The 19,685-nt window shown below is 71.3% G+C and carries 15 protein-coding genes, 1 tRNA gene and 3 pseudogenes; 4 read left to right on the forward strand and 15 right to left on the reverse strand.

Annotated elements, in window-relative coordinates; genetic code table 11:
* Positions 1-127 precede the first annotated feature (127 nt).
* Positions 128-838, reverse strand: a complete 711-nt coding sequence (locus tag ABTZ58_RS34845) for a polysaccharide deacetylase family protein (protein WP_351365809.1) — start codon at positions 836-838, stop codon at positions 128-130.
* Complete coding sequence (xynA, locus tag ABTZ58_RS34850) at positions 835-1,497, reverse strand: endo-1,4-beta-xylanase XynA (RefSeq protein ID WP_351365812.1); 663 nt, start codon at positions 1,495-1,497, stop codon at positions 835-837. Before xynA ends, ABTZ58_RS34845 begins: the two co-directional genes overlap by 4 nt.
* Positions 1,498-1,826: 329 nt before the next feature.
* Here xynA and ABTZ58_RS34855 point away from each other — a divergent pair, with 329 nt between their 5' ends.
* Entirely contained in the window at positions 1,827-3,980 is a 2,154-nt protein-coding gene (locus ABTZ58_RS34855) for an ATP-binding SpoIIE family protein phosphatase (protein ID WP_351365815.1), read from the forward strand.
* 177 nt (positions 3,981-4,157) lie between these two features.
* Here the strand turns inward: ABTZ58_RS34855 and ABTZ58_RS34860 are convergent, their stop codons facing one another.
* The 8 genes and pseudogenes from ABTZ58_RS34860 to ABTZ58_RS34895 all read right to left on the reverse strand — a co-directional run.
* The gene (locus ABTZ58_RS34860) at positions 4,158-5,342 is read right to left on the reverse strand and encodes a beta-ketoacyl-[acyl-carrier-protein] synthase family protein (RefSeq protein WP_351365818.1); all 1,185 of its coding nucleotides are present in this window, start codon (positions 5,340-5,342) and stop codon (positions 4,158-4,160) included.
* 512 nt (positions 5,343-5,854) lie between these two features.
* Positions 5,855-6,205, reverse strand: a complete 351-nt coding sequence (locus ABTZ58_RS34865) for a helix-turn-helix domain-containing protein (protein WP_309095303.1) — start codon at positions 6,203-6,205, stop codon at positions 5,855-5,857.
* Between the two features lie 532 nt (positions 6,206-6,737).
* The gene (locus tag ABTZ58_RS34870) at positions 6,738-7,067 is read right to left on the reverse strand and encodes an SCO5918 family protein (protein WP_351365822.1); all 330 of its coding nucleotides are present in this window, start codon (positions 7,065-7,067) and stop codon (positions 6,738-6,740) included.
* A gap of 37 nt (positions 7,068-7,104) precedes the next feature.
* Positions 7,105-7,353 carry a CBS domain-containing protein gene (locus ABTZ58_RS34875; RefSeq protein ID WP_502996178.1) on the reverse strand — a complete coding sequence of 83 codons (249 nt, stop codon included), beginning with the start codon at positions 7,351-7,353 and terminating at the stop codon, positions 7,105-7,107.
* Between the two features lie 76 nt (positions 7,354-7,429).
* Complete coding sequence (locus tag ABTZ58_RS34880; RefSeq protein WP_351365825.1) at positions 7,430-8,971, reverse strand: DEAD/DEAH box helicase; 1,542 nt, start codon at positions 8,969-8,971, stop codon at positions 7,430-7,432.
* Positions 8,972-9,198: 227 nt separating this feature from the next.
* Positions 9,199-9,402 (reverse strand): cold-shock protein, encoded by a 204-nt coding sequence (locus tag ABTZ58_RS34885; protein WP_028799214.1) that lies wholly within the window; start codon positions 9,400-9,402, stop codon positions 9,199-9,201.
* A 907-nt stretch (positions 9,403-10,309) separates the two neighbouring features.
* A pseudogene (locus tag ABTZ58_RS34890) lies at positions 10,310-10,713 on the reverse strand (type II toxin-antitoxin system PemK/MazF family toxin).
* 139 nt (positions 10,714-10,852) lie between these two features.
* Positions 10,853-10,999, reverse strand: a pseudogene (locus ABTZ58_RS34895) (IS701 family transposase); the annotation flags it as partial.
* Between the two features lie 138 nt (positions 11,000-11,137).
* Here ABTZ58_RS34895 and ABTZ58_RS34900 point away from each other — a divergent pair.
* Positions 11,138-11,356: pseudogene (locus ABTZ58_RS34900) on the forward strand (site-specific integrase); the annotation flags it as partial.
* Between the two features lie 74 nt (positions 11,357-11,430).
* Here the strand turns inward: ABTZ58_RS34900 and ABTZ58_RS34905 are convergent.
* The 4 genes from ABTZ58_RS34905 to ABTZ58_RS34920 all read right to left on the reverse strand — a co-directional run bounded on the left by ABTZ58_RS34905 (position 11,431) and on the right by ABTZ58_RS34920 (position 16,310).
* The gene (locus tag ABTZ58_RS34905; protein ID WP_351365828.1) at positions 11,431-12,651 is read right to left on the reverse strand and encodes a lipase family protein; all 1,221 of its coding nucleotides are present in this window, start codon (positions 12,649-12,651) and stop codon (positions 11,431-11,433) included.
* 336 nt (positions 12,652-12,987) lie between these two features.
* Positions 12,988-13,060, reverse strand: a tRNA-Arg gene (locus tag ABTZ58_RS34910).
* A gap of 94 nt (positions 13,061-13,154) precedes the next feature.
* On the reverse strand, positions 13,155-14,873 hold the full coding sequence (locus ABTZ58_RS34915) for an IclR family transcriptional regulator domain-containing protein (RefSeq protein WP_351365831.1): 1,719 nt from the start codon (positions 14,871-14,873) through the stop codon (positions 13,155-13,157).
* 93 nt (positions 14,874-14,966) lie between these two features.
* Positions 14,967-16,310: a M6 family metalloprotease domain-containing protein gene (locus tag ABTZ58_RS34920; protein ID WP_351365834.1), complete on the reverse strand. Its 1,344-nt coding sequence runs from the start codon at positions 16,308-16,310 to the stop codon at positions 14,967-14,969.
* Between the two features lie 293 nt (positions 16,311-16,603).
* On the opposite strand from ABTZ58_RS34920, the gene ABTZ58_RS34925 reads away from it, so the two are divergent.
* Both ABTZ58_RS34925 and ABTZ58_RS34930 read left to right on the forward strand, forming a co-directional pair.
* Positions 16,604-17,248, forward strand: a complete 645-nt coding sequence (locus ABTZ58_RS34925) for a TetR/AcrR family transcriptional regulator (RefSeq protein ID WP_351365837.1) — start codon at positions 16,604-16,606, stop codon at positions 17,246-17,248.
* Positions 17,249-17,474: 226 nt separating this feature from the next.
* Positions 17,475-19,004, forward strand: a complete 1,530-nt coding sequence (locus ABTZ58_RS34930) for an MFS transporter (RefSeq protein ID WP_351365840.1) — start codon at positions 17,475-17,477, stop codon at positions 19,002-19,004.
* Positions 19,005-19,107: 103 nt separating this feature from the next.
* On the opposite strand, the gene ABTZ58_RS34935 is transcribed toward ABTZ58_RS34930, so the two are convergent.
* Positions 19,108-19,641: a MarR family winged helix-turn-helix transcriptional regulator gene (locus tag ABTZ58_RS34935; RefSeq protein WP_351365843.1), complete on the reverse strand. Its 534-nt coding sequence runs from the start codon at positions 19,639-19,641 to the stop codon at positions 19,108-19,110.
* Positions 19,642-19,685 lie beyond the last annotated feature (44 nt).

The following is a 19,685-nucleotide window of genomic DNA, read 5'->3' on the forward strand; positions in this document are numbered from 1 at the left end:
GGGGGGGGGGGCGCGGGCGGGGGGTCCCCGCTGGTGGGGGGGGGGGGGGGGGGGGGCGGGCGGGGGGGCCCCGGCCCGCGGCCCCCCCCCCCCCCCTGGGGGTGGTGCTTCGTGGTCGGCGCCCGGATCAGCCGGGGGCCACGGCGCGGCCCGTCTGCGGGGAGATCATGCCCGCGCACAGGCTTCTGGACGCCAGGTCCCGGGCGATGCGGGGGATCGCGGCCAGGGTGTTGGCGGACCAGTCGTGCATGAGGATGACCTGCCCGTTCGTGAGGCGGGCCGCGGACTGGACGATCGCGTCGGTGCTCGCGCCGTTCCAGTCCTGCGAGTCGACGTGCCAGATGATCTCGGTCAGGCCGTGGCGGGCCGCGACCGACTTCACGGTCGCGTTGGTCTCGCCGTACGGCGGGCGGAACAGCTTCGGTGTGCCGCCTCCCGCGTTGGCGATCGCCTGCTGGGTCCGGGAGATCTCGGAGTCGATCTGCGCCTGGCCCAGTTGGGTCAGGTGCGGGTGGGTGTAGCTGTGGTTGCCCACCCACATCCCGGCCGCCACCTGCGCCCGGACCAGGGACGGGTTGGCGGCGGCGTACTGGCCCTGGTTGAACATCGTGGCCCGCAGCCCGTTCTGGCGGAGCGCGTCGAGGAGCCTCGTCGTGTTCCCGGACGGGCCGTCGTCGAAGGTGAGTCCGACGTAGCCGTTGCAGGCGGCCGGCCGCGGGGGAGCGGCGGTCGCGGTGGTGGTGAGGGCGGCGGCCGTGGCAGCCATGGCCGTCGCGAGGACGGTCAGCCTCCTGAGCAGGGCGCGCGGTGCGGGGCGCGAGTCCGTCCGCCCGGTCATCGGACGGTGATGTTGGAGCTGCCGCTGCTCTGGTAACCCTCGGTCGCCATGATCATGTAGTACTTGAAGTTGCCGAGGGGCATGCCGGCGCGGGCCCAGGCGTCGAAGTGGTTGCCGGCGGTGATGGTGCCGCCCGTCCGCTTCGACTGCCGCACGCTCCAGTACTGGTCGAAGGTGCGCGTGCCCTCGACGGACGGGGCGTTGTACCGCGTGGTCTTGTAGATGTCGTACGTGCCGCCGTCGCTGGTGACGGTGCCCTTGTACTGGCCCGTGGGCCGGTACGTGCCCCAGTTGTCGACGATGTAGTACTCGACGAGCGGGTTGGCCGTCCAGCCGTAGAGCGTCAGGTAGGCGTTGCCGGACGGGTTGAAGCTGCCCGAGTACGTCACCGTGCGGCGGGCGCCGGTGCTCCAGCCCTTGCCCGCGACGAAGTTCCCGGTGTTCCGCCACGAGGTGCTGTAGCTGCCTCCGTTGGACAGGGTCATGGAGACCGTGCCCGGGGCGTCGGTCCAGAACGAGTAGTAGTAGCCGTTGTTGGTGCCGGTCTGGTTGGTCGTGACCACCGTGTCGGCGTGGGCGGTACTGGCGGCCGCGGTCACCAGCAGCATGGCGCAGACACTGCTGATGAGCAGCCGTAAGCGATTCGACAGCGTGTTCATGGGGGGCGCTTCCTCCTTCGCCTCGTCGGTCATCGGGAGTGTTGGCCGGGCCCTGACAACTGTCAACAGTTTCGGTAAGAGTTTCGAAATATTCGTCGGGCTCTGGGCTCCGAATCCTGCCGGATTCCCCTGCTTGCCGGGTCCCTGAGCAGGGGCGGCGGTCTCTCGGGCAGCCGTCGTGGGGATGATGGCCCCGGACTGATCACTTCCGCTCGTCGAATGTTTCGAATCCCTTCCGGATCAGGCCACCCCTCGGCGGATCCTCGGCCCTGATCGCTGATGTGGGCGAAGTGTCGGTACCTGTTATTGAATGAGGTGTGCGGTCAGGAATGTCGGGATCCTCGTCCTCGTCGCCGTTCGACATGATCAGCAGCGCCCTGGGGAAGTACATCCCACGCGGCGGAGCGGCAACGTCCGCCGGTTCTGCCGCCCCGCAGGGCGACCCGCCCGCCCGCTCCCTCGTGTCCGCCGACCCCGTCCCGGCCCGCCAGGAACAGATCCTCGGCGCGGTCAACCTGGACCGCGACCTCAGGATCACCCGCTGCAACCTGGGCGCCCCCGTCTTCGCCGGGGTGGAGGCCGCGACCGGGAGCCCGTTCGTCGATCTGCTGCCTCCGGGGGACGTGCCGACGGTCACCCGGCGACTGCGCCAGGTCCTGGAGACCGGTGAGCCGCACGTCGCCCGGGTCCAGCGCCTGCGGCGTGCCGATGGGTCGGAGCTGGTGGTCTCCATGAGCATCCTGGCCGCCGCGGCGCCGCAGGAGGGCCTGACCGTCTCCCTGATCGCCATGGCCAAAAGGCTGCACCTGTACGCCGCCGAGACCGCGATCGGCACCTCGCTGGACATCGGCGAGACCGCGCAGTCCCTTGCGGAGTCGCTGCTGGCCTGGGGAGACGTCGCCGCCGTCGACCTCGACTTCGCCGTGTGGACCGGCGAGGCGGTCGCCAGGCAGCCGCAGGGACGCATCCGGCTGCGGCGGGCGGCCCTGGTCCCGGACCGGGCGTGGCCGGACGGCTACGTCACCCCGGGCGACGACCTCCCCGGCGACGCCAGCCGCCTGCTGTCCCACGTGATACGGCGGGACGACGCGGCCCAGGCGATCGTCATACCCGACCGGGACGCCATCGAGCGGGTCCTCGGCGGCCCGCGGCTGGTGCGCGCCCTGGTCCCCGGCGACCAGGCGGCCGCCGTGGCGTTCATCCCGCTGGTCCTGGACAGCACACCGCCCGCCGTCCTGGGCGTGGCGGAGGTCTGGCGACGGGCGGGCCGGCCCTTCCACGACGGCGAGCTGCTCGACCTGCGGGAACTGGTGGCCAGGACCTCCCACCACGTCGACCTGGCCCGCCAGCACCAGCGCGAACACACGCAGGTACTGGCCCTGCAACGCCGCCTGCTGCCCCGCACCGGCGGCGACACCATCGAGACCGCCAGCGTCTACCAGCCCGCCACCCCCGACAGCGCGGGCGTCGGCGGCGACTGGGTGAACAGTTTCCCGCTGCCCGACGGCCGTACCGCCCTCGTCGTCGGCGACGTCGTCGGACACGGCCTGGGGGCCGCGGCGACCATGGGGCAGCTGAGCATGGAGGCCCGTGCCCTGCTCTCCGCGGGGCTGGCGCCCGACGAGGTGCTGGAGCACCTGGACGAGACCGTGTCCCTGCTGGACGACGCGGACTCCGGCCTGGCGGCCGGTTACAGCGCCCTCGGCTCGACCTGCTGCGTGGCCGTGTACGACCCGGTCAGCCGGCACGTGGCGCTGTCCAGCGCCGGCCACCTCCCTCCGATCCTGGCGCCCCCGAACGGGCCCGCCGCCCCGCTGCCGATCCGGCCCCACCCCGGCCTGGGTGCCGAGTTCGCGCTGCGGGAGCCGTTCGACGTGCACACCTTCGCCGCACCCCCGGGCTCCCTGCTCGCCCTCTACACCGACGGCCTGGTGGAGGACCCCGCCCTGTCGATCGACGAGGGCATCGCCAGGCTGGCGGACGCCGTGTCCGCGGTGGACCCCTGGGACGACCTGCCCCAGGCCGCCCGGCACGTCGTCTCCACCCTGGCGCCCGCGCGCCGGCGCGACGACGTGACCCTGCTGCTCGCCCGCATGCTCGGCTACCGCAAGGGGGACACCGCGACCTGGCGGCTGCCCGCCCGCGACGACGCGGCCGCCCGGGCCCGCGCACTGGTCTCCACGCTGCTGGCGCGGTGGCGCACCCGGCCCGACACCCGGGACCGGGTGGTGCTGGTGGTCGACGAGCTGGTCGCCAACGCGGTCCGCTTCGGCGGCGGCCCGATCACGGTACGGCTGATCAGGACCGGGCACGGGCTGCTGTGCGAGGTGGGCGACACCGGCAACGGCAGACCGCGACTGGGCCGCAACGAACCGTTCGACGACGCGGGCCGGGGCCTGCACGTCGTCCACCGGCTCACCACCCGCTGGGGCGTGCGGTGGACGGACACCGGGAAGGTGGTCTGGGCGGCGGTCGCGAGGTGAGGACCGGCACCCGGCTCTGGCGATGACGACCGAGGCGGTGACGGGGATTGCGGCCCGTCGTGGGGGGCTGGGGGTGGTGACTGGGGCCGCGGCCCGCCGCGGTGGCTGCGGGTGACGACTGGGGCCGCGGCCCGCCGCGGCGACCGCAGGCGGCGGGGACCGCGGCCGCACCGGTGGTTACAGCCACTCGCCTTCCAGTGCGGTGGCCGTCAGGCCCGGAGCCGCCGCGTAGAGCACGGCACGGCTGCCCGGTTCCTGACCGGCGTCGTGGGCCCTGCGCATGATGTCGAAGACGGCGGCGCCCCCGCGGTTTCCGCTGGTGTAGCTGTCCCGGCTGTGGTCCAGCAGCCCCGACGGCCACCCGTCGGGCATCGTCTGCTCCATGTACTCCAGCACCCGCGTACCGCCCGGGTGCGCGAGCAGGACGTCGGGGTGCCAGGAGCCGGGGTCGTCCTCGTAGCGGGCGCGCAGCCACCCCCACATCGCGGTGACCGTCTCCTGCACGGTACGCGGCCCGCGCCGGTCCATCACGAAGTGCGTGCCGTCCGCCCGCGTCTCCAGCCGGTGCAGGTCCTGCGTGCCGGGCAGGGTGTGGTGCCAGGCGGCGTCCAGCCGCAGCACGGACTCGGGCCGCGGGCGGCCCGTGACGACCGCGGCGACGGCGGTGTCCGCGAACAGCAACCGGACGATCAGGGACTCCAGGGTGTCGTCCGCGGGCTGGTAGGTCGTGCTCAGCGCCTCCGCGATCACGACCAGGACCACCCGGTCGGGGTCGGCGGCCACGAGGTCCGCCGCCAGCGCGAGGGAACGGGTCCCGGCGATGCAGGCCCACTGCGTGGCCGGCAGCAGCAGGACGTCGCTGCGCAGCGGCAGCCTGTTGGCCAGGGCGATGTCCAGCCCCGGCAGGGCCGGCGTGGTGGAGTTGCTCGTGATCAGGCAGTCCACGTCCGCGGTGTCCAGCCCGGCGATCTGCAGGGCCCCGCGCGCCGCGCGCTCCCCGTAGGACTGCACGGCGGCCCAGGCCGGAGCGGTGCGCTCCTGGACGGTCTGCGGGGCGGGTATCGCCTCCAGCGCGGCGATCACGCGGTCCACGTCCTGCTCGCCGAACCCGTCACGGGCCAGCGCCTCCCGGGCGGGCCCGGTGCCGGCCGGCCACAGGCCGCTGCCGTCCCCGGGCGCGACGGCGGTCTCCAGCGGGAGCATCCAGCCGCGGGACTCGATGCCCGTGCCGGCCGCGATGCCGTCGATCCGCGACGCCCAGGCCGCGTGGGGGTGCCGGGCCCGTACCTCCTCCACGATCTGGCTGGTCTTCACGGTGTGCTCGCCGTGGATCACGGCAGGGGGGCACAGGTAAGCGGCCATGGTCGGCACCTTTCTGAAGGGAGCTGAGAGGGAGCTGGAGCAGAGCAGGGGTGAGCTGGAGAGGAACTGAAGAGAGCCGGAGGGAACCGGAGGACAGCCTCACGAAGGCTGTGGCGTGGGTCACTTCACCCTGGCGCGTACCAAGTCGGCGTCGCCGTACTCCACTTCCGGGCCCGGCGTCGTACGAACCGAGCATGGACGCCAAAGGGACATTTGCGCAGTGAGCTGGGCAACTTGGGCGGCACTTCGGTGCGTGAGGCGGCACACACCGACGGCACGGGCGCCAAGATCGATGCCGTGTCCCTGAGGGGAAGTCAGAACTGCGCTCTGGCGTACGGGGGCTCAACGGCCCCTTCAGATGAGGGAGTTGCTGTGAAACGGTGCCCTGGTCGAACCGGACAGGGCTCTGCCGCGGAGGTGTGGTTCAGGACACCCGGCGCGGAGGAGGCATGAGCCGCACGCGCGGGTGGTCCCCGGGGGGCGACGCTCCCGGATCCCGCTCGCTCGGCTGATCAGCCCTGACCGGGATCCGACCCCTCGGACGCCTGGTGCGCGGCGCGGCGGTACTCCGCGTTGATCCGCTGGGCCTCCTCCAGCTGGTCCTCGAGGATGATGATGCGGCAGGCGGCCTCGATCGGGGTACCCCGGTCCACGAGCTCGCGGGCGCGCGCGGCGATCCGCAGCTGGTAGCGGGAGTACCGGCGGTGCCCGCCTTCCGAGCGCAGCGGAGTGATCAGGCGAGCTTCCCCGATGGCCCTGAGGAAGGCCGGCGTGGTGCCGAGCATCTCGGCGGCGCGGCCCATCGTGTACGCGGGGTAGTCGTCGTCGTCCAGACGATCGCTGAGCGGAGTATCTGCTGCCATGTCACCTCGTTGTCGCAACGCGTCGAGGGGCCCTGGTGCCGTACGGCACCAGGGCCCCGAAGGAAATGAAACACCATCTGTCGGCCCTCATGCTGCGCCGACCTTCTGTTTCCGCTACCCGGCCCGGCTGAGGGAGGGGTGCGGGGATCGCGACTGCCTGACCGGGAATCACCGTCCATTCCGGGGTCTTGCGGTACCCGGACCGAGGACTGACCCGGCCGGGCGATCCTGATGGCGTCTTGCTCCCTTCCTTCGACCTACGGGGGAACTACCCGCCAGTTCGTGTCTGCCGGGTCTCACTTGACCGTGTCAACGAGACCAAGGTTAGCCGGACCGAGGAGCAATGTCTACAGCGGCAAGAGTAGATTTTCTTCGGCGGCAGACTGCAGATCGTGGATCGCCGACGCCCGCGTCACGCGAGAGCGGGCGACCGGAGAGGACGTACGAGGGCGGCGACACGACGACGAGGGCCCTGCCGACGCGCGTCGGCAGGGCCCTCATCGGGTCTGTGGTGGCGGTTTCCCGCCGGGTCTCACCCCTGCGTGGGGGCATCCGCGGAGGCGGCGGCACCCGAAAGCAGTGCCGAAGCCGCCTGGAGCGGAGTGAGGACGGGCGCCGGCGTGTTCCCGGGCTGCTCGTGACACGTGAAGCCCAGGCGGGTCAGGGCCCGGACGACTTCGCCGCTGGTGAAGTCCCGACGGTCCTGCCGGGTGATGACCTGGCCCACCTGCTTGACCGGGTAGCGGCGGCGGCCGATGGTCACGGACTCGCCCGTGACGAGCTCGGGGGCGACACCCTTCATCGAGTCCAGCACACCGCTCTTGGTCAGGTCGAACGGATACCGGGCGATGACACAACGCATGATGCCTCACAGAGGGGAAGGGGACGGCCTGACCGGTCTAGGCGAGGGGCCCGCCGAGGACGTCCCGCAGGCGGATCCGGTCCGTATAGGCAGGACTGCCGCTGAGCACGGCGAGCCGGGCCAGGGAGATCAGGCCCGTGCTCTGGTCGTCCCCGTCGCAGAGGACGAGGTGATCGACACGGGCCCCGGCCATCAGGGACAGCGCCACTTCGACGGTCATGTCGTCACGGACCCGGGGCCCGAACGCGCCCGGCTCGTCCCGCACGGCCGTGGCGCGGGAACCCACCGCATGGTGCGTGGTCTGAGTCGGTGTCACATGTGCCTCCGGCTGGGGAAGGGATCGGCTCGCGGTCACAGCGGTCCTAAGCGGCCGAGCCGAAGCCGGGCCGCCGCTGCGACCTGCGACGCGCCGCCGTTTCACCGGCGGCCCCGCCCTGGCCGGCGTGGCCCGGGCGCGCCCGGCCGCCCCGACGGCTCCGGGACGGCGAAGACGCCCCGCCGGGACGCTCCGCGCGCGGCGTGGTGATGACGACCGGGACACCGGAAGGCGCCTGGGCGCCGGTGATGCGGTTCAGCTCCGCCTCACCCGACCGCACCTGGGCGACCTGGGGAGTGATGCCCGCCGAGGCCATCAGCCGGGTCATGCCGCGCCGCTGATCAGGGGTCACCAGCGTGACGACGCTGCCGGACTCGCCGGCGCGGGCCGTACGGCCGCCGCGGTGCAGGTAGTCCTTGTGGTCGGTGGGCGGATCCACGTTGACGACCAGGTCGAGATTGTCCACGTGGATCCCGCGGGCCGCGACGTTGGTCGCCACCAGCACCGTCACGTGCCCGCTCTTGAACTGGGCCAGGGTCCGCGTGCGCTGCGGCTGGGACTTGCCGCCGTGCAGGCCCGCGGCCCGGACCCCGCTGCTCAGCAGGTGCTCGGTCAGCCGGTCCACCGCGTGCTTGGTGTCCAGGAACATGATCACTCGGCCGTCCCGCGCCGCGATCTCGGTGGTGGTGCGGTGCTTGTCCGCGCCGTGCACATGCAGGACGTGGTGCTCCATCGTGGTGACCGCGCCCGCCGACGGGTCGACCGAGTGGACCACCGGGTCCGACAGGTAACGGCGGACCAGCAGGTCGACGTTGCGGTCCAGGGTGGCCGAGAAGAGCATCCGCTGGCCGTCGGTACGCACCTGGTCCAGCAGGGCGGTCACCTGCGGCATGAACCCCATGTCGGCCATCTGGTCGGCCTCGTCGAGAACGGTGATGGCGACATCGCCCAGCCGGCAGTCGCCCCGGTCGATGAGGTCCTTGAGCCGCCCGGGCGTCGCGACGACGACCTCGGCGCCGGCGCGCAGCGCACCGGCCTGCCTGCCGATGGACATCCCGCCGACGACGGTGGCCAGCCGCAGGCGCACGGAGCGGGCGTACGGCGTCAGCGCGTCGGTGACCTGCTGGGCCAGCTCGCGGGTGGGGACGAGGACGAGGGCGAGCGGCTGTCGCGGCTCGGCACGCCGTCCCGCGGTACGGGCCAGCAGGGCGAGGCCGAACGCGAGGGTCTTGCCCGAGCCGGTGCGGCCACGGCCGAGCACGTCGCGGCCGGCCAGCGAGTTCGGCAGGGTCGCCGCCTGGATCGGGAACGGAACCGTCACGCCTTCGTGGCCGAGCGTGGCCAACAGCCCGTCGGGCATGCCCAGTTCGCCGAACGACTCGACGGCGGGCAGTGCGGGCGTGATCGTCTTCGGCAGCGCGAACTCGCCTTGCAGGCCCCGCCCGCCCTGACGATTCCCATAACCCTGGTAACCCTGGGAACGGCGCGGACCGCCGGAGCGGCCGCCATCGCCGCCGCCTCCGAATCGGTCATAACTACGGGACGTGCGGGATGTGCGGGAGTTCTGGGACGTGCGGGCGCGCTTCATGCGGGATGAGACCTTCCTTGTGGGGCACGTGGCAAGGAATTCCCGCAGCAGAGGAGCGGCGCAGAGAATCTCGAGACGAGCCGGATGTGATGAGGGGGCGAGCCGGGCCGACGGAAATGCGTCACCGTCGAAGAGCCGAAGGCAGTCCTGCCCCGAAAAGCAGCGAGCCGGGGCCCGCACCCCATCAGGTGCGGGCCCCAGCTGCGAAGTATGCGTCAACCGCGCTATCAGGCGGGGACGATGTTCTCGGCCGTCGGGCCCTTCTGGCCCTGCGCGATGTCGAAGGACACCTTCTGGCCTTCCAGCAGCTCGCGGAAGCCCTGGGTGGCGATGTTCGAGTAGTGGGCGAAGACGTCGGCGCCGCCGCCGTCCTGCTCGATGAAGCCGAAGCCCTTTTCCGCGTTGAACCACTTCACGGTGCCAGTAGCCATTTTGTTTCTCCTTCGGAGGCGGTGTCGGGAAAACGCCCTGTGCGAATTCCGTGTCGCCGTGATGATTACCCCGTAGGAAATGAACCTTCTGGCAACCACACCTGCAACTGAGAAAGACACTAGCACGGCACGATCGGCCCTGCGTGATCATCGAATTGCCCCCGATTCGCGCTGCGCGGAATAATCACCACGCCCCGCCCCAATACCTGTAGCCACGACCACAGATATCGCGCTCCCCAGAAGCGCCCTTTCCTGCCCGCACCAGGGCGCGCAGCGCTGTGACCTGCCCTGATGAGGATCTGCCGCGGCCGGAGACATCAGAGCTCACGGCGACGGCGAACACCTGAAAACCCGGCTGCCGAGAGGAGAGTCACACTTCGACCGCGGTTCACCCCTGCGGTGCCGTCAGGGGAAGCAGGCAGGGTCCGCCGCATAGCGGTGGACGGCACGGTGCACGGCTGGTGCTTCGGGCACCGTCACGATCGGGTACGGGGTTACGCCGGGTGCAGCAGCACGCTGACGCTGCGGCGTGCCGGGCACCGGGCGGCCTGTCCATGTCTGCTGCTCCAGCCGGCACCCGGCCGTGCCATCGCAGACGGCTACTTCGACGAGGGCGCGGTGGTGCGCCTGTCCGACCGGGAGTACCTGAACCTCCATGAGCCCGCCAGCGTCCGGGCGTTGCGGACGAGGCGTTGGTCCGTGGCCTGTTTCCCGCGGCAGGGACCGTGGAGGCGGACGGCTGGCCCATCTTCGACGAGACGAGACCACGGGCCCGTCAGCCAGCGCCTGGTACTCCAGCCGTAGATCGTGATCTCGATGGTGAGGGGCGTCGAGGCGGCAGGTGTCCAGCGTGGATCATCTCGCCCGAGATCGCCCATGCCGTCGCGGGCGTCGGCTCCTTCTCCGTCTACCCGAGTTCACCGCGACGGAGGGCGTCCCTTATCTCCCTGAGCTTCGCGGTCGTTGCCGGGGTCCGCTCCTGTGCTTGTTCAGCGAGTCGGAGGGCATCGTCGATCTCGCTGAGCTTCCTGGAGGACAGGACGGCCGCCCGCTCCATCAGGTCGTCCCGGGACACGGTGGTCAGCCACGTGCACGGGGTGAAGCCTGGACGCGGGAACGCGAGCCGCAGCACGCCTTCGAGCGGCAGCCTTCACCGGCGCCGACCGTCACTTCGATGCCCAGACCGCTGATGTCGAGGCCCGCCGGAGCGACGACCTGCATCGCCCGGAACCCGGACGCGTCGTCTCCTGACAGCAGTACGACCAACCTCCGCTCGTCGAACTGGACCCACCAGACTTCGCCACGTTGCACAAGCCCTCCGATACGCAGGACGGCCGGCAGACGCTGCGCGACCTGACGCGGTGTGGAGACGGGTGCGGCCACCGTTGATCATCGGTGTGTGAAGACAAACGATCATGCGGTGGCCGCAGGTCACAGCGTAGACCCTGCCGTAGTCACCCACCTCGTCGCGGACCTGGTCGGCATCCCGCTTCGCCCTGCCGAGCAGGTGCTGCCTGCCGTCCGGGGTCCTGTCCCCGGCCCCCTCGGCGATGATCCGGCAGTTCTTGCGCGGCAGGTCCGACAACAGGCCGAGAGGAACGCGACCGCCTCGACGCGAAGGTGACCGAGCTCAACGCGAAGCTCGCTGAGCAGGCAGCGCTACGGGCCGCTGACCAAGCGGAGATCGCCCGACTCCGTGCCCTCATTCCACCCGGAGGACAATCGTGACCCGGACAAACTGCACTTCCACGATCTTCGGCACACGGGCAACACGCTGGCCTCGACGGCCGGGGCCAGCACGCGAGAGCTGATGACGAGGATGACGAGGATGGGGCACAGCAGCTCCCGGGCTGCGCTGATCTATCAGCACATGACCAGTGACCGGGACCGGGTCATCGCTGATCGCCTTGGTGCCATGATCCGCGAGAGTGAGGGTGAGGCGCCTCCGGACTAGGGCATGTCCGACATGTGACGAACGGCGCGGTCGGGCGCACCCCTCGTCCGACCGGCCGTCGGCGGTGGCGCGCTTCAGCCGGTCTTCGCCGACTCGTCGAAGAACCTGACGATCCGGGGCAGGGCTTGCCGGACCGATTCGTTGTGGTCGAAGTCGCCGACGTCGGTCAGTCGGCGTGCGGCGCCGTTCCTCGACAGCTGGTCGGCACAGTACGCCGCGTGACTGAAGTCGACGTCCTTGTCGCCCCGTCCGTGGAAGATCTCCACCGGTACGTTCGGCCGCCAGTCGCACGTGTTGTCCATCGGGCGCAGCTTGTCCTTCAGGACACCGTCGGGCTTGCGGATCTTGTTCAGGAAGTCCTCGGTGAACAGGTCCTTGGAGGCCGCCGGCAGTTCGCTGAGGATCTGCCCGGCGGTGTGGTGGCCGTCGAAGAGAGCCTCCACCTTGCTGTCGTAGGGGGAGCGGAAGACGTCGCCGGGTGACGTGTAAAGGCCGTACATCCTGTTCCAGGCGGTGACGAAGTAGGCGAGGTAGATGCCGGATCTGGCGATCTTGTCGTCGGCTGCGGCGGCCTCGAAGGACGAGAGGTCGTAGGGGCCGCTGACCGGGGCGAGTGCCCCCAGCCTGAAGTAGCGGTCGGCGCCCTTCTGCTGAAGCGCCCGGCCTACCAGCATGGTCGCGGGGCCGCCCTGCGAGAACCCGCTGACCTGAACCTTCCGCTTCAGCTCCCGGCCGTTGCGGTGGACGAAGGTCCGGGCCGCGCGCAGGCCGTCCACCGAGGCCGCGACGGTGGCCCGGGGGTCACCGTAGGGATGGAAGCCTTCGCCCGAGCCGAGGCCCACGTAGTCGGGCGCCGAAACGGCCCGCCCGGTGGAGGCGAACAGCAGGGCGACGAGCCGGTCGTTCGACTTCGGATTCTCCGAGGCGACGTCCTTGCGGTAGACGGTGGTGCCGTGCAGCCAGGAGACGGTGGACAGGCGGCGCGCCCCGTTCTTGGGCAGGACGACGAGTTGGCTCGCGGTCGTGGGGGCACCCGCGCTGTCAGTGGTGCGGTAGGTGACCCGATAGGCGGTCACGCCGTAGCGGACCTGGGAGGAGTCGATCTTTCCACGGAGTTCCCCGGCCACTTCCTCCGCTGCGAGGTCGGCCGCTTGCTCGACGGAGACGACGGCCCCGCCTTGTGCCCGCTCGCTGTGGGAGCCGGCCGCCGCCGAGACCGGGGCCACCAGGGCGGACACACTGCCGAGAACCGCCGCACCAGCCGAAATCCGGATACTTGTTCGCCGTAAAGTCATGGATGGATCATGCCCGTCGGCCGCTCCGCCGGGACATGGAGCGACCCCCCGGACAGCAAAGGGAGAAACCCCCTCGGGGCCCGTAGGGGATACCGGATGGCGCGGGGGAGCGGACCGTACAGTTCGGCAGCGGCTGGGTCGGGCCGAGGGCGAGAGCCACCAGGACTTCGTCCGGGACTTCGATGGGCGGTGCTGTGTCACGCGACCCGTCGGACACGCCCTGAGGGATGGGGCTCCAGACCTGGTAGCGCGTAGTGGCACGCGTGTGGCACGACCCCCGGAACGACGAAGGGCCAGCCTGGGAGGAAACCCCTCCTGAGCTGGCCCTTTTCTCTGTGCCCCCGGCAGGATTCGAACCTGCGACACCCGCTTTAGGAGAGCGGTGCTCTATCCCCTGAGCTACGAAGGCAGTGGCAGCGGACGCGAGGAGCGGCGGCGTGCCGGTGGTCCGGGAAAGACCACAGGCGTCAGCGTACCGGATCGCAGTCGGGCGGGTGTGGGGGTCAGGTCAGGGGGACGTGGGTGAAGCGGGCGGCTGTGTGGAGGTCGGACTCGATGCGGGTGGCTGTGGCCGTCAGTTCGGGGAGGAGGTCCTTGACGCACTCCTGCGGGGAGCGGCGGCTCGCGTGCATCGCCGTGCTCAGGGCCGCCACCACCCTGCCCTCGCGGTTGCGGATCGGGACCGCCAGGGAGCGCAGGCCCTTTTCCAGCTCCTCGTCGACCAAGGCGTAGCCCCGGGCGTGGACCGAGGTGCCGGCGTCCGCCAGGAGGACCCGGCCCGATGCCGTCGCGTGGGCCGGGAGCCTCGCGCCCACCGTGATGTTCACGCTCATCACCCGGCCCGTCGCCACCCTCGCCGTGTACTGGATCTCCTCGCCCGAATCCGACAGCACCGCCAGTGCCGTCGACTCGTGGATGCGGGACGTCAGGGCGGCCAGGTACGGCTGGGCGATCTCCGGGAGGGTCGTGCGGGAGAGGGGTGGGAAGCCGAGGGAGAGGACGCGGGGGGTGAGGGAGAAGGCGCGGTCGGACGTGGTCACCAGGCCCAGGTGCTCGTAGGTGATCAGGGCCCGGCGTGCCGTCGCCCTGGCCAGGCCCGTCGCCCGGGCCACCTCCGTGAGGGTCGGCTCCGGCCTGCCCTCGCCGAACGCCGTGAGGACCGTCAGGCCCCGCGCCAGGGACTCGATGAAGTCGCGGCCGAGCTGCAGTTTGGAGGCGCCGGTCCACAGTGCCAGGTCGGCGGGGGGCCGGCCGGATTCCGGGGGTGGGGTGCGGTGGAGCTCCTCTTCCATCTCCGCCACCGCCGAGCGCAGCCTCGGCAGCAGGTTCGTCCGCAGGCCCTCGGCCGTGTGGCGGCTCGTGTGGCTGACCACGCTCGCCACGCACGCCACCTGTCCCCGCTCTCCTCCCGGTGCGCCGGCCGCGTGGACCGGGACCGAGAGCGCCACCAGACCCGGTTCGATCAGCTGGTCGTCCAGGGCCCAGCCGTTCGCCGCCGCCTCCTCCGTGCGGCGGACGAAGTCCTGGTCGTACGCCGCGTCGGTCCCGGTCCTGCGGGGCGGTACGGCCGTGAAGGACAGGTCCCTCGGATCCGCGGCCCTGCGCTCGCGCCAGCGCTGCCAGTCCGCCGCCGTCCACTCGGTCGCGAACAGCGGGCCCGGGGCCGTGCGTTCGGCGGGGAGCAGGTCGCCGATGCGGAAGCTGAGGGACATCGCGCGGCGGCGGGTCGCCTGGTGGACGAAGCGGATGCCGTCGCGGTCGGCGACCGCCAGGGAGACCGACTCGTCCAGTTCGTCGGCCAGGGCGTCCGCGGCGGGGGAGAGGAGGGAGGGGAGGCGCAGGGCGGCCAGGTAGGCGTTGCCCAGTTCCATCAGGCGGGGTGCCAGGAAGACGTCCCGGCCGTCGACCCGGACGTAGCCCATGCGGGCGAGCGTGGCCGTGACGCGGTCGACCGTGGAGCGGGCCAGGCCCGTGGCCCGTTCCAGGGCGCTCAGGCTCAGCGTGCCGTTCGCGTCGGTCAGTTCGCGCAGTACCGCGATGCCGCGGATGAGTGGAGTGACCGCCTCCGCCGGGGCGGCGGCACCGGCCCACCCTCGGGGCGGCACCCGCGTGGTGTCCACAGGTGCGGTTCCCCGCGTGTCCGTGACCCCTGCCCGCGTGCCCTTCTCGTCGGCCGGTGGGGCGGACCCCTCGGCGGGCTGGGGCGTGGGCTTCGGTGGCATCGGCTCTCCGGTACGGCGGTCGGGGCAGGCCCACCGTAATCGCGAACCGGCTGGCCGGCGTCCGAGGGGGCGCGCTCCCTGCCGTACGTACCCCTAGCTCCGCCGCGCCTGCTCCTTCCGCGTCACCCGTACCCGGTGGTTGCCCTCCCCGTCCACGCCCGTCACCTCGATCGTGACGCCCCCGCGCGCGTCCCGGAAGGTCTCCCCGGGGACGAGGGGCGCGTCGGACAGCTCCGCGTGGACGTTGGGGGCGCGGGTGCAGCCGCCGCTGTCGGGGCGGGAGTCGTGGACCGTGACCGGGCCCATGCCCGTGTCGACCTCGGCGTCGACCTTGTAGACCAGCACGCCCGGACGGCACACCGCCTCGTCGTTGCCGCCGCGCGTACGCAGCTCCAGGGCGTAACCGGTCCGGGAGTCCAACGGCACGACGACCAGCTTGGAGCCGCCCGCGCGGGCCAGCGGGGTCAGGGTGTACTCGGCCGGGCCGGAGGACGTGGCGCAGTGCACCTGGGTCGCGTCCAGCCAGCCGAGCTTCCACTTGTGCCAGCCGAGGAAGTCGTTGTTGGCGCCCCAGTCCTCGCTCATGATGTCCCAGTGTCCGACCGCGCTCCCGCCCTCGGCGGTGTACAGGTCGGGCAGGCCGAAGACGTGGCCGTTCTCGTGGGGGAGGACGCGGTAGCCGGTGCGGTGGTACGAGCCGGAGCCGTCGTCCTGGCGGGAGTAGACGAACGAGGCGTTGGCCACGGCGGTGCCGTCGGCTCTCGGGGCGTCGGGGTTGCCGGCGAAGGTGACGGACAGGACCGTGTCCAGGGCGGAGGGGCCGGCGTTCGGGGTGACCAGGACGTTCAGCAGGTCGTAGTCGCCGAAGTCCACCTTCGGGTCGGCCGCCGCGACGAGGTCCTGGACCAGCGCGCGGTAGCCGGGCTCGAAGGGGGCGCCGCGCTCTATGCCGTACTCGCGGAACGACTTCGGCATCCGCAGCCAGCCAGGGACGGGGGTCTCGGGGCGGTAGTCCAGGCGGCCGTAGGAGCTGGTGCGGAACCAGTCGCGGGTCTGCGGGAAGAATTCCCGGAAGCGGTCCCGGGCGCTGCCCTCGCCGGGGGCGTCCGAGAAGTCGATCATCAGGGTGAGGGCGCGGACGGTGCCGGTGGAGCGGGAGTAGCCCTCGGAGGTGGGGATGCCCTCGGACATCTGGACCTCGCGGGCGCCGCGTATCAGGCAGAGGGCGTGGGCGGAGGTGCGGGACAGGGATATCGGGCCCGCGCCGGCCGGCGTGGGGCCCGGGGCGAGGTGGGCCGTGCCGGCCGAGGTGCTGACCGCGAAGGTCAGGGCGGACACGCAGGCCAGGGCGGCCAGTCGCCGCCGGGGTATCCGGTGTCCCGGAGGGGCGCACGTGCCCGGTCGGCTCGGCCGGGGCCTCGGTGGAGGTGGCTGCATGTCGGGCACCTGCAAGGGACCTCCCGCGCCACGGCAGCCTCCGGTCTCCGGCTGCACCCTTGCGATCACCCTGCGTCGCGGGGTGCGGGGGCGCCCGTTGGGGGAGACCGATCGTGGGTTTCCGGTGAGTAGCCCCCGCGCACTGCGGATGATGTGATCCAGGTCACAGATAATTTCCTCGTTGGCAGGAAATACCGGGGACCTACTCCCCGTTTAGCCATGTGTCCGCGCGAAACGGGGAACCCCTCCCCGGATCGCGGAACGAAGAAGGACCCACCGATCAGGAGTACGCCGTGCAGACCGCAACCCCCGTGCAGCGCAAGGCACCCCGGCCCCGCGCCGACGCCCTGCGCAACCGGGAGCGGATCGTCACCGCCGCCCGGGAGATGTTCGTCGAGCACGGCCCCGAGGTGCCGCTGGACGAGATCGCCCGCCGGGCCGGCGTCGGCAACGCCACGGTGTACCGCCACTTCCCGGACCGCGACGCGCTGGTCCGCGAGGTCGTCTGCTCCGTCATGGACCGTACGACCGCCGCGGCGGAGCTCGCGCTCGCCGAGACCGGCGACGCGTTCGAGGCGCTGGAGCGCTTCGTGCACGCCGCCGCCGACGAGCGGATCAGCGCGCTGTGCCCGATGGTCTCCAGCACGTTCGACAAGCACCACCCGGACCTGGAGGCCGCGCGCGAGCGGGTCGAGCGGCAGGTCGCGGAGGTCATGGACCGGGCCAGGACGGCCGGGCAGCTCCGCTCCGACGTGGACGTCGGGGACGTCATGATCGCCGTGGCCCAGCTCAGCAGGCCCCCGGCCGGTACGGACTGCTTCCGTGCCGACCGCTTCGTCCACCGTCATCTCCAGCTGTTCCTGGACGGGCTGCGGGCCCCCGCCCGCTCCGCCCTGCCGGGCACGGCCGTGACCCTGGAGGACCTGCGCCGCCCCTGACCGACCAGACGACAGTCCAGCCCCGCCCGTCCTGATCGCGGCCCCGTCCTGACCGTCAGTCCCATCCCGACCGACCGTCCAGTCCAGACCACAGTCCACTGACCGATTAGTTCAGCTCGTTCCAGCCGTCTGAAACACGACGACAGTCCCCGCGGCCGTCACCGTCGACGAGCCCGTACCTTTCGTCGCCCTTTTTCCGTCACGAAGTCCCGAAGTGGGTATCCCCATGTCTGAAACAGCCGTCAAGGCCCCAAGCGTCCCGGACGCCAATCGCTGGAAAGCGCTCGTCTTCATCGCCCTCGCCCAGCTGATGGTCGTGCTCGACGCGACCATCGTGAACATCGCCCTGCCCTCCGCCCAGCAGGACCTCGGCATCTCCGACGGCAACCGGCAGTGGGTCGTCACGGCCTATGCCCTCGCCTTCGGCGGTCTGCTGCTGTTCGGCGGCCGGATAGCCGACCTGTGGGGCCGCAAGAAGGCCTTCGTCGTCGGCCTGGGCGGCTTCGCCGCGGCCTCCGCGCTCGGTGGCGCCGCCACCAACGAGGCCATGATGTTCGGCGCCCGCGCCCTCCAGGGCGTCTTCGGCGCCCTGCTCGCGCCCGCCGCTCTCTCCCTGCTGGCCGTGATGTTCACCGACGCCAAGGAGCGCGCCAAGGCGTTCGGCATCTACGGCGCGATCGCCGGTGGTGGCGGTGCCGTCGGCCTGATCCTGGGCGGCTTCCTCACCGAGTACCTGGACTGGCGCTGGACGTTCTTCGTGAACATCCCGTTCGCCATCATCGCCGCGGCCGGTGCCTACTTCGTCATCCGTGAGCCGGAGGGCGGCCGCAACCGCTCCCCGCTCGACATCCCCGGCGTGATCCTCTCCACCCTCGGCCTGGTCGCCCTGGTCTACGGCTTCACCCGCGCCGAGTCGGAGGGCTGGAGCGACGCCGTGACCGTGGGCATGTTCGTCGCCTCGGTGGTGCTGCTGCTGGCCTTCGTGGTCGTCGAGTCCAGGGTCAAGGCCCCGCTGCTGCCGCTGCGCGTGGTCACCGAGCGCAACCGTGGGGGCATCTACCTCTCCCTCGGGCTCGCGATCATCGCGATGTTCGGCCTGTTCCTCTTCCTGACCTACTACCTGCAGATCGTGAAGGGCTACTCGCCGGTCAAGACCGGTTTCGCCTTCCTGCCGATGATCGTGGGCATGATCACGGGCTCCACCCAGATCGGCACCCGCCTGATGACCCGGGTCGCCCCGCGCCTGCTGATGGGCCCCGGCTTCCTGGTCGCCGCGCTCGGCATGCTGCTGCTGACCCAGCTGGAGATCGGCTCCTCGTACGCGGCCCTGCTGCTGCCGGCGATGGTGCTGCTCGGCCTCGGCATGGGTACGGCGTTCATGCCGGCCATGTCGCTGGCCACGCAGGGCGTCGAGCCCCGGGACTCCGGTGTCGCCTCCGCGATGGTCAACACCTCGCAGCAGGTGGGCGGCGCGATCGGCACGGCCCTACTGAACACCATCGCCGCCTCGGCGACGACGTCCTACATCGCCGACCACATCGTGGGGGCGACCAGCCGGTCCCAGCAGCAGCTGGTCCAGCTGGAGGGCATGGTGCGGGGCTACACCAGTGCCATCTGGTTCGCCGTCGGCATCCTCGTGGTGGCCGCCGCGATCGCCCTGACCTTCGTCAACGCCGGCCGCCCGAACATGGCCGCGGTGACCGGCTCCGACGCGGACGCGGCGGACGAGGTGAAGATCCCGGTCGTCGCCCACTGACGGCGGCACCCACCCCTTCGGGCCCTGCTCGGGCACTTCGGGCCACCCGTGGGCACGGGGAAGGGGACGCCCCGTACCCACGGAATCCGGGACCTGCCCCGGCTCAGCGGAGCCAGGGCAGGTCCGCACCCGCTTCGGCCGGCTGGAGTCCCTCGGCGATGATCCGCATGATCTCGCCGAGGGACTTCTGCTGTTCGGGGCTGAGCCGGTCGAAGACCGCCTGCCGCACGGCCTCCACATGGCCCGGCGCGGTCTGCCGCAGCACCTCGTAGCCCTCGTCGGTCAGGACGGCGAACTGGCCCCGCTTGTCGTCGGGGCAGTCCTCACGGCGCACCCAGCCGTTCTTCTCCAGACGCGCGACGGCGTGCGAGAGGCGGGAGCGGGTGATCTTCGCCAGCATCGCCAGCTCGGTCATCCGCAGCCGCCGCCGCGGCGCCTCGGCGAGCTTGACCAGGAGGCCGTAGTAGATGTGCGGCATGCCCGCGTCGCGCTGGAGCTGACGGTCGAGATGGTCGTCGAGGAGGGTGACGCCCTCCATGAACGAGCGCCACACGTGCTGCTCCTCGTCGGTGAGCCAGCGCGGTTCCTGGGGCTCCGCGGTGGAGCCGGTTGCCGGTGCGGATGCGGGTGCCTTCATGGGTTCCACTCTACGCGGACTCTCCTTGAACTTTAAACAAGTGC

The organism is Streptomyces sp. NPDC094143 (genome assembly GCF_040303825.1).
Lineage (GTDB): Bacteria > Actinomycetota > Actinomycetes > Streptomycetales > Streptomycetaceae > Streptomyces.

Excerpts from the sequence above, each read along its gene's own strand:
- ABTZ58_RS34845 (WP_351365809.1), bottom strand. The coding sequence starts at position 838 with ATGACCGGGCGGACGGACTCGCGCCCCGCACCGCGCGCCCTGCTCAGG.
- xynA (WP_351365812.1), bottom strand. The coding sequence starts at position 1,497 with ATGAACACGCTGTCGAATCGCTTACGGCTGCTCATCAGCAGTGTCTGC.
- ABTZ58_RS34855 (WP_351365815.1), top strand. The coding sequence starts at position 1,827 with ATGTCGGGATCCTCGTCCTCGTCGCCGTTCGACATGATCAGCAGCGCC.
- ABTZ58_RS34860 (WP_351365818.1), bottom strand. The coding sequence starts at position 5,342 with ATGGCCGCTTACCTGTGCCCCCCTGCCGTGATCCACGGCGAGCACACC.
- ABTZ58_RS34865 (WP_309095303.1), bottom strand. The coding sequence starts at position 6,205 with ATGGCAGCAGATACTCCGCTCAGCGATCGTCTGGACGACGACGACTAC.
- ABTZ58_RS34870 (WP_351365822.1), bottom strand. The coding sequence starts at position 7,067 with ATGCGTTGTGTCATCGCCCGGTATCCGTTCGACCTGACCAAGAGCGGT.
- ABTZ58_RS34880 (WP_351365825.1), bottom strand. The coding sequence starts at position 8,971 with ATGAAGCGCGCCCGCACGTCCCAGAACTCCCGCACATCCCGCACGTCC.
- ABTZ58_RS34885 (WP_028799214.1), bottom strand. The coding sequence starts at position 9,402 with ATGGCTACTGGCACCGTGAAGTGGTTCAACGCGGAAAAGGGCTTCGGC.
- ABTZ58_RS34905 (WP_351365828.1), bottom strand. The coding sequence starts at position 12,651 with ATGACTTTACGGCGAACAAGTATCCGGATTTCGGCTGGTGCGGCGGTT.
- ABTZ58_RS34915 (WP_351365831.1), bottom strand. The coding sequence starts at position 14,873 with ATGCCACCGAAGCCCACGCCCCAGCCCGCCGAGGGGTCCGCCCCACCG.
- ABTZ58_RS34920 (WP_351365834.1), bottom strand. The coding sequence starts at position 16,310 with ATGCAGCCACCTCCACCGAGGCCCCGGCCGAGCCGACCGGGCACGTGC.
- ABTZ58_RS34930 (WP_351365840.1), top strand. The coding sequence starts at position 17,475 with ATGTCTGAAACAGCCGTCAAGGCCCCAAGCGTCCCGGACGCCAATCGC.
- ABTZ58_RS34935 (WP_351365843.1), bottom strand. The coding sequence starts at position 19,641 with ATGAAGGCACCCGCATCCGCACCGGCAACCGGCTCCACCGCGGAGCCC.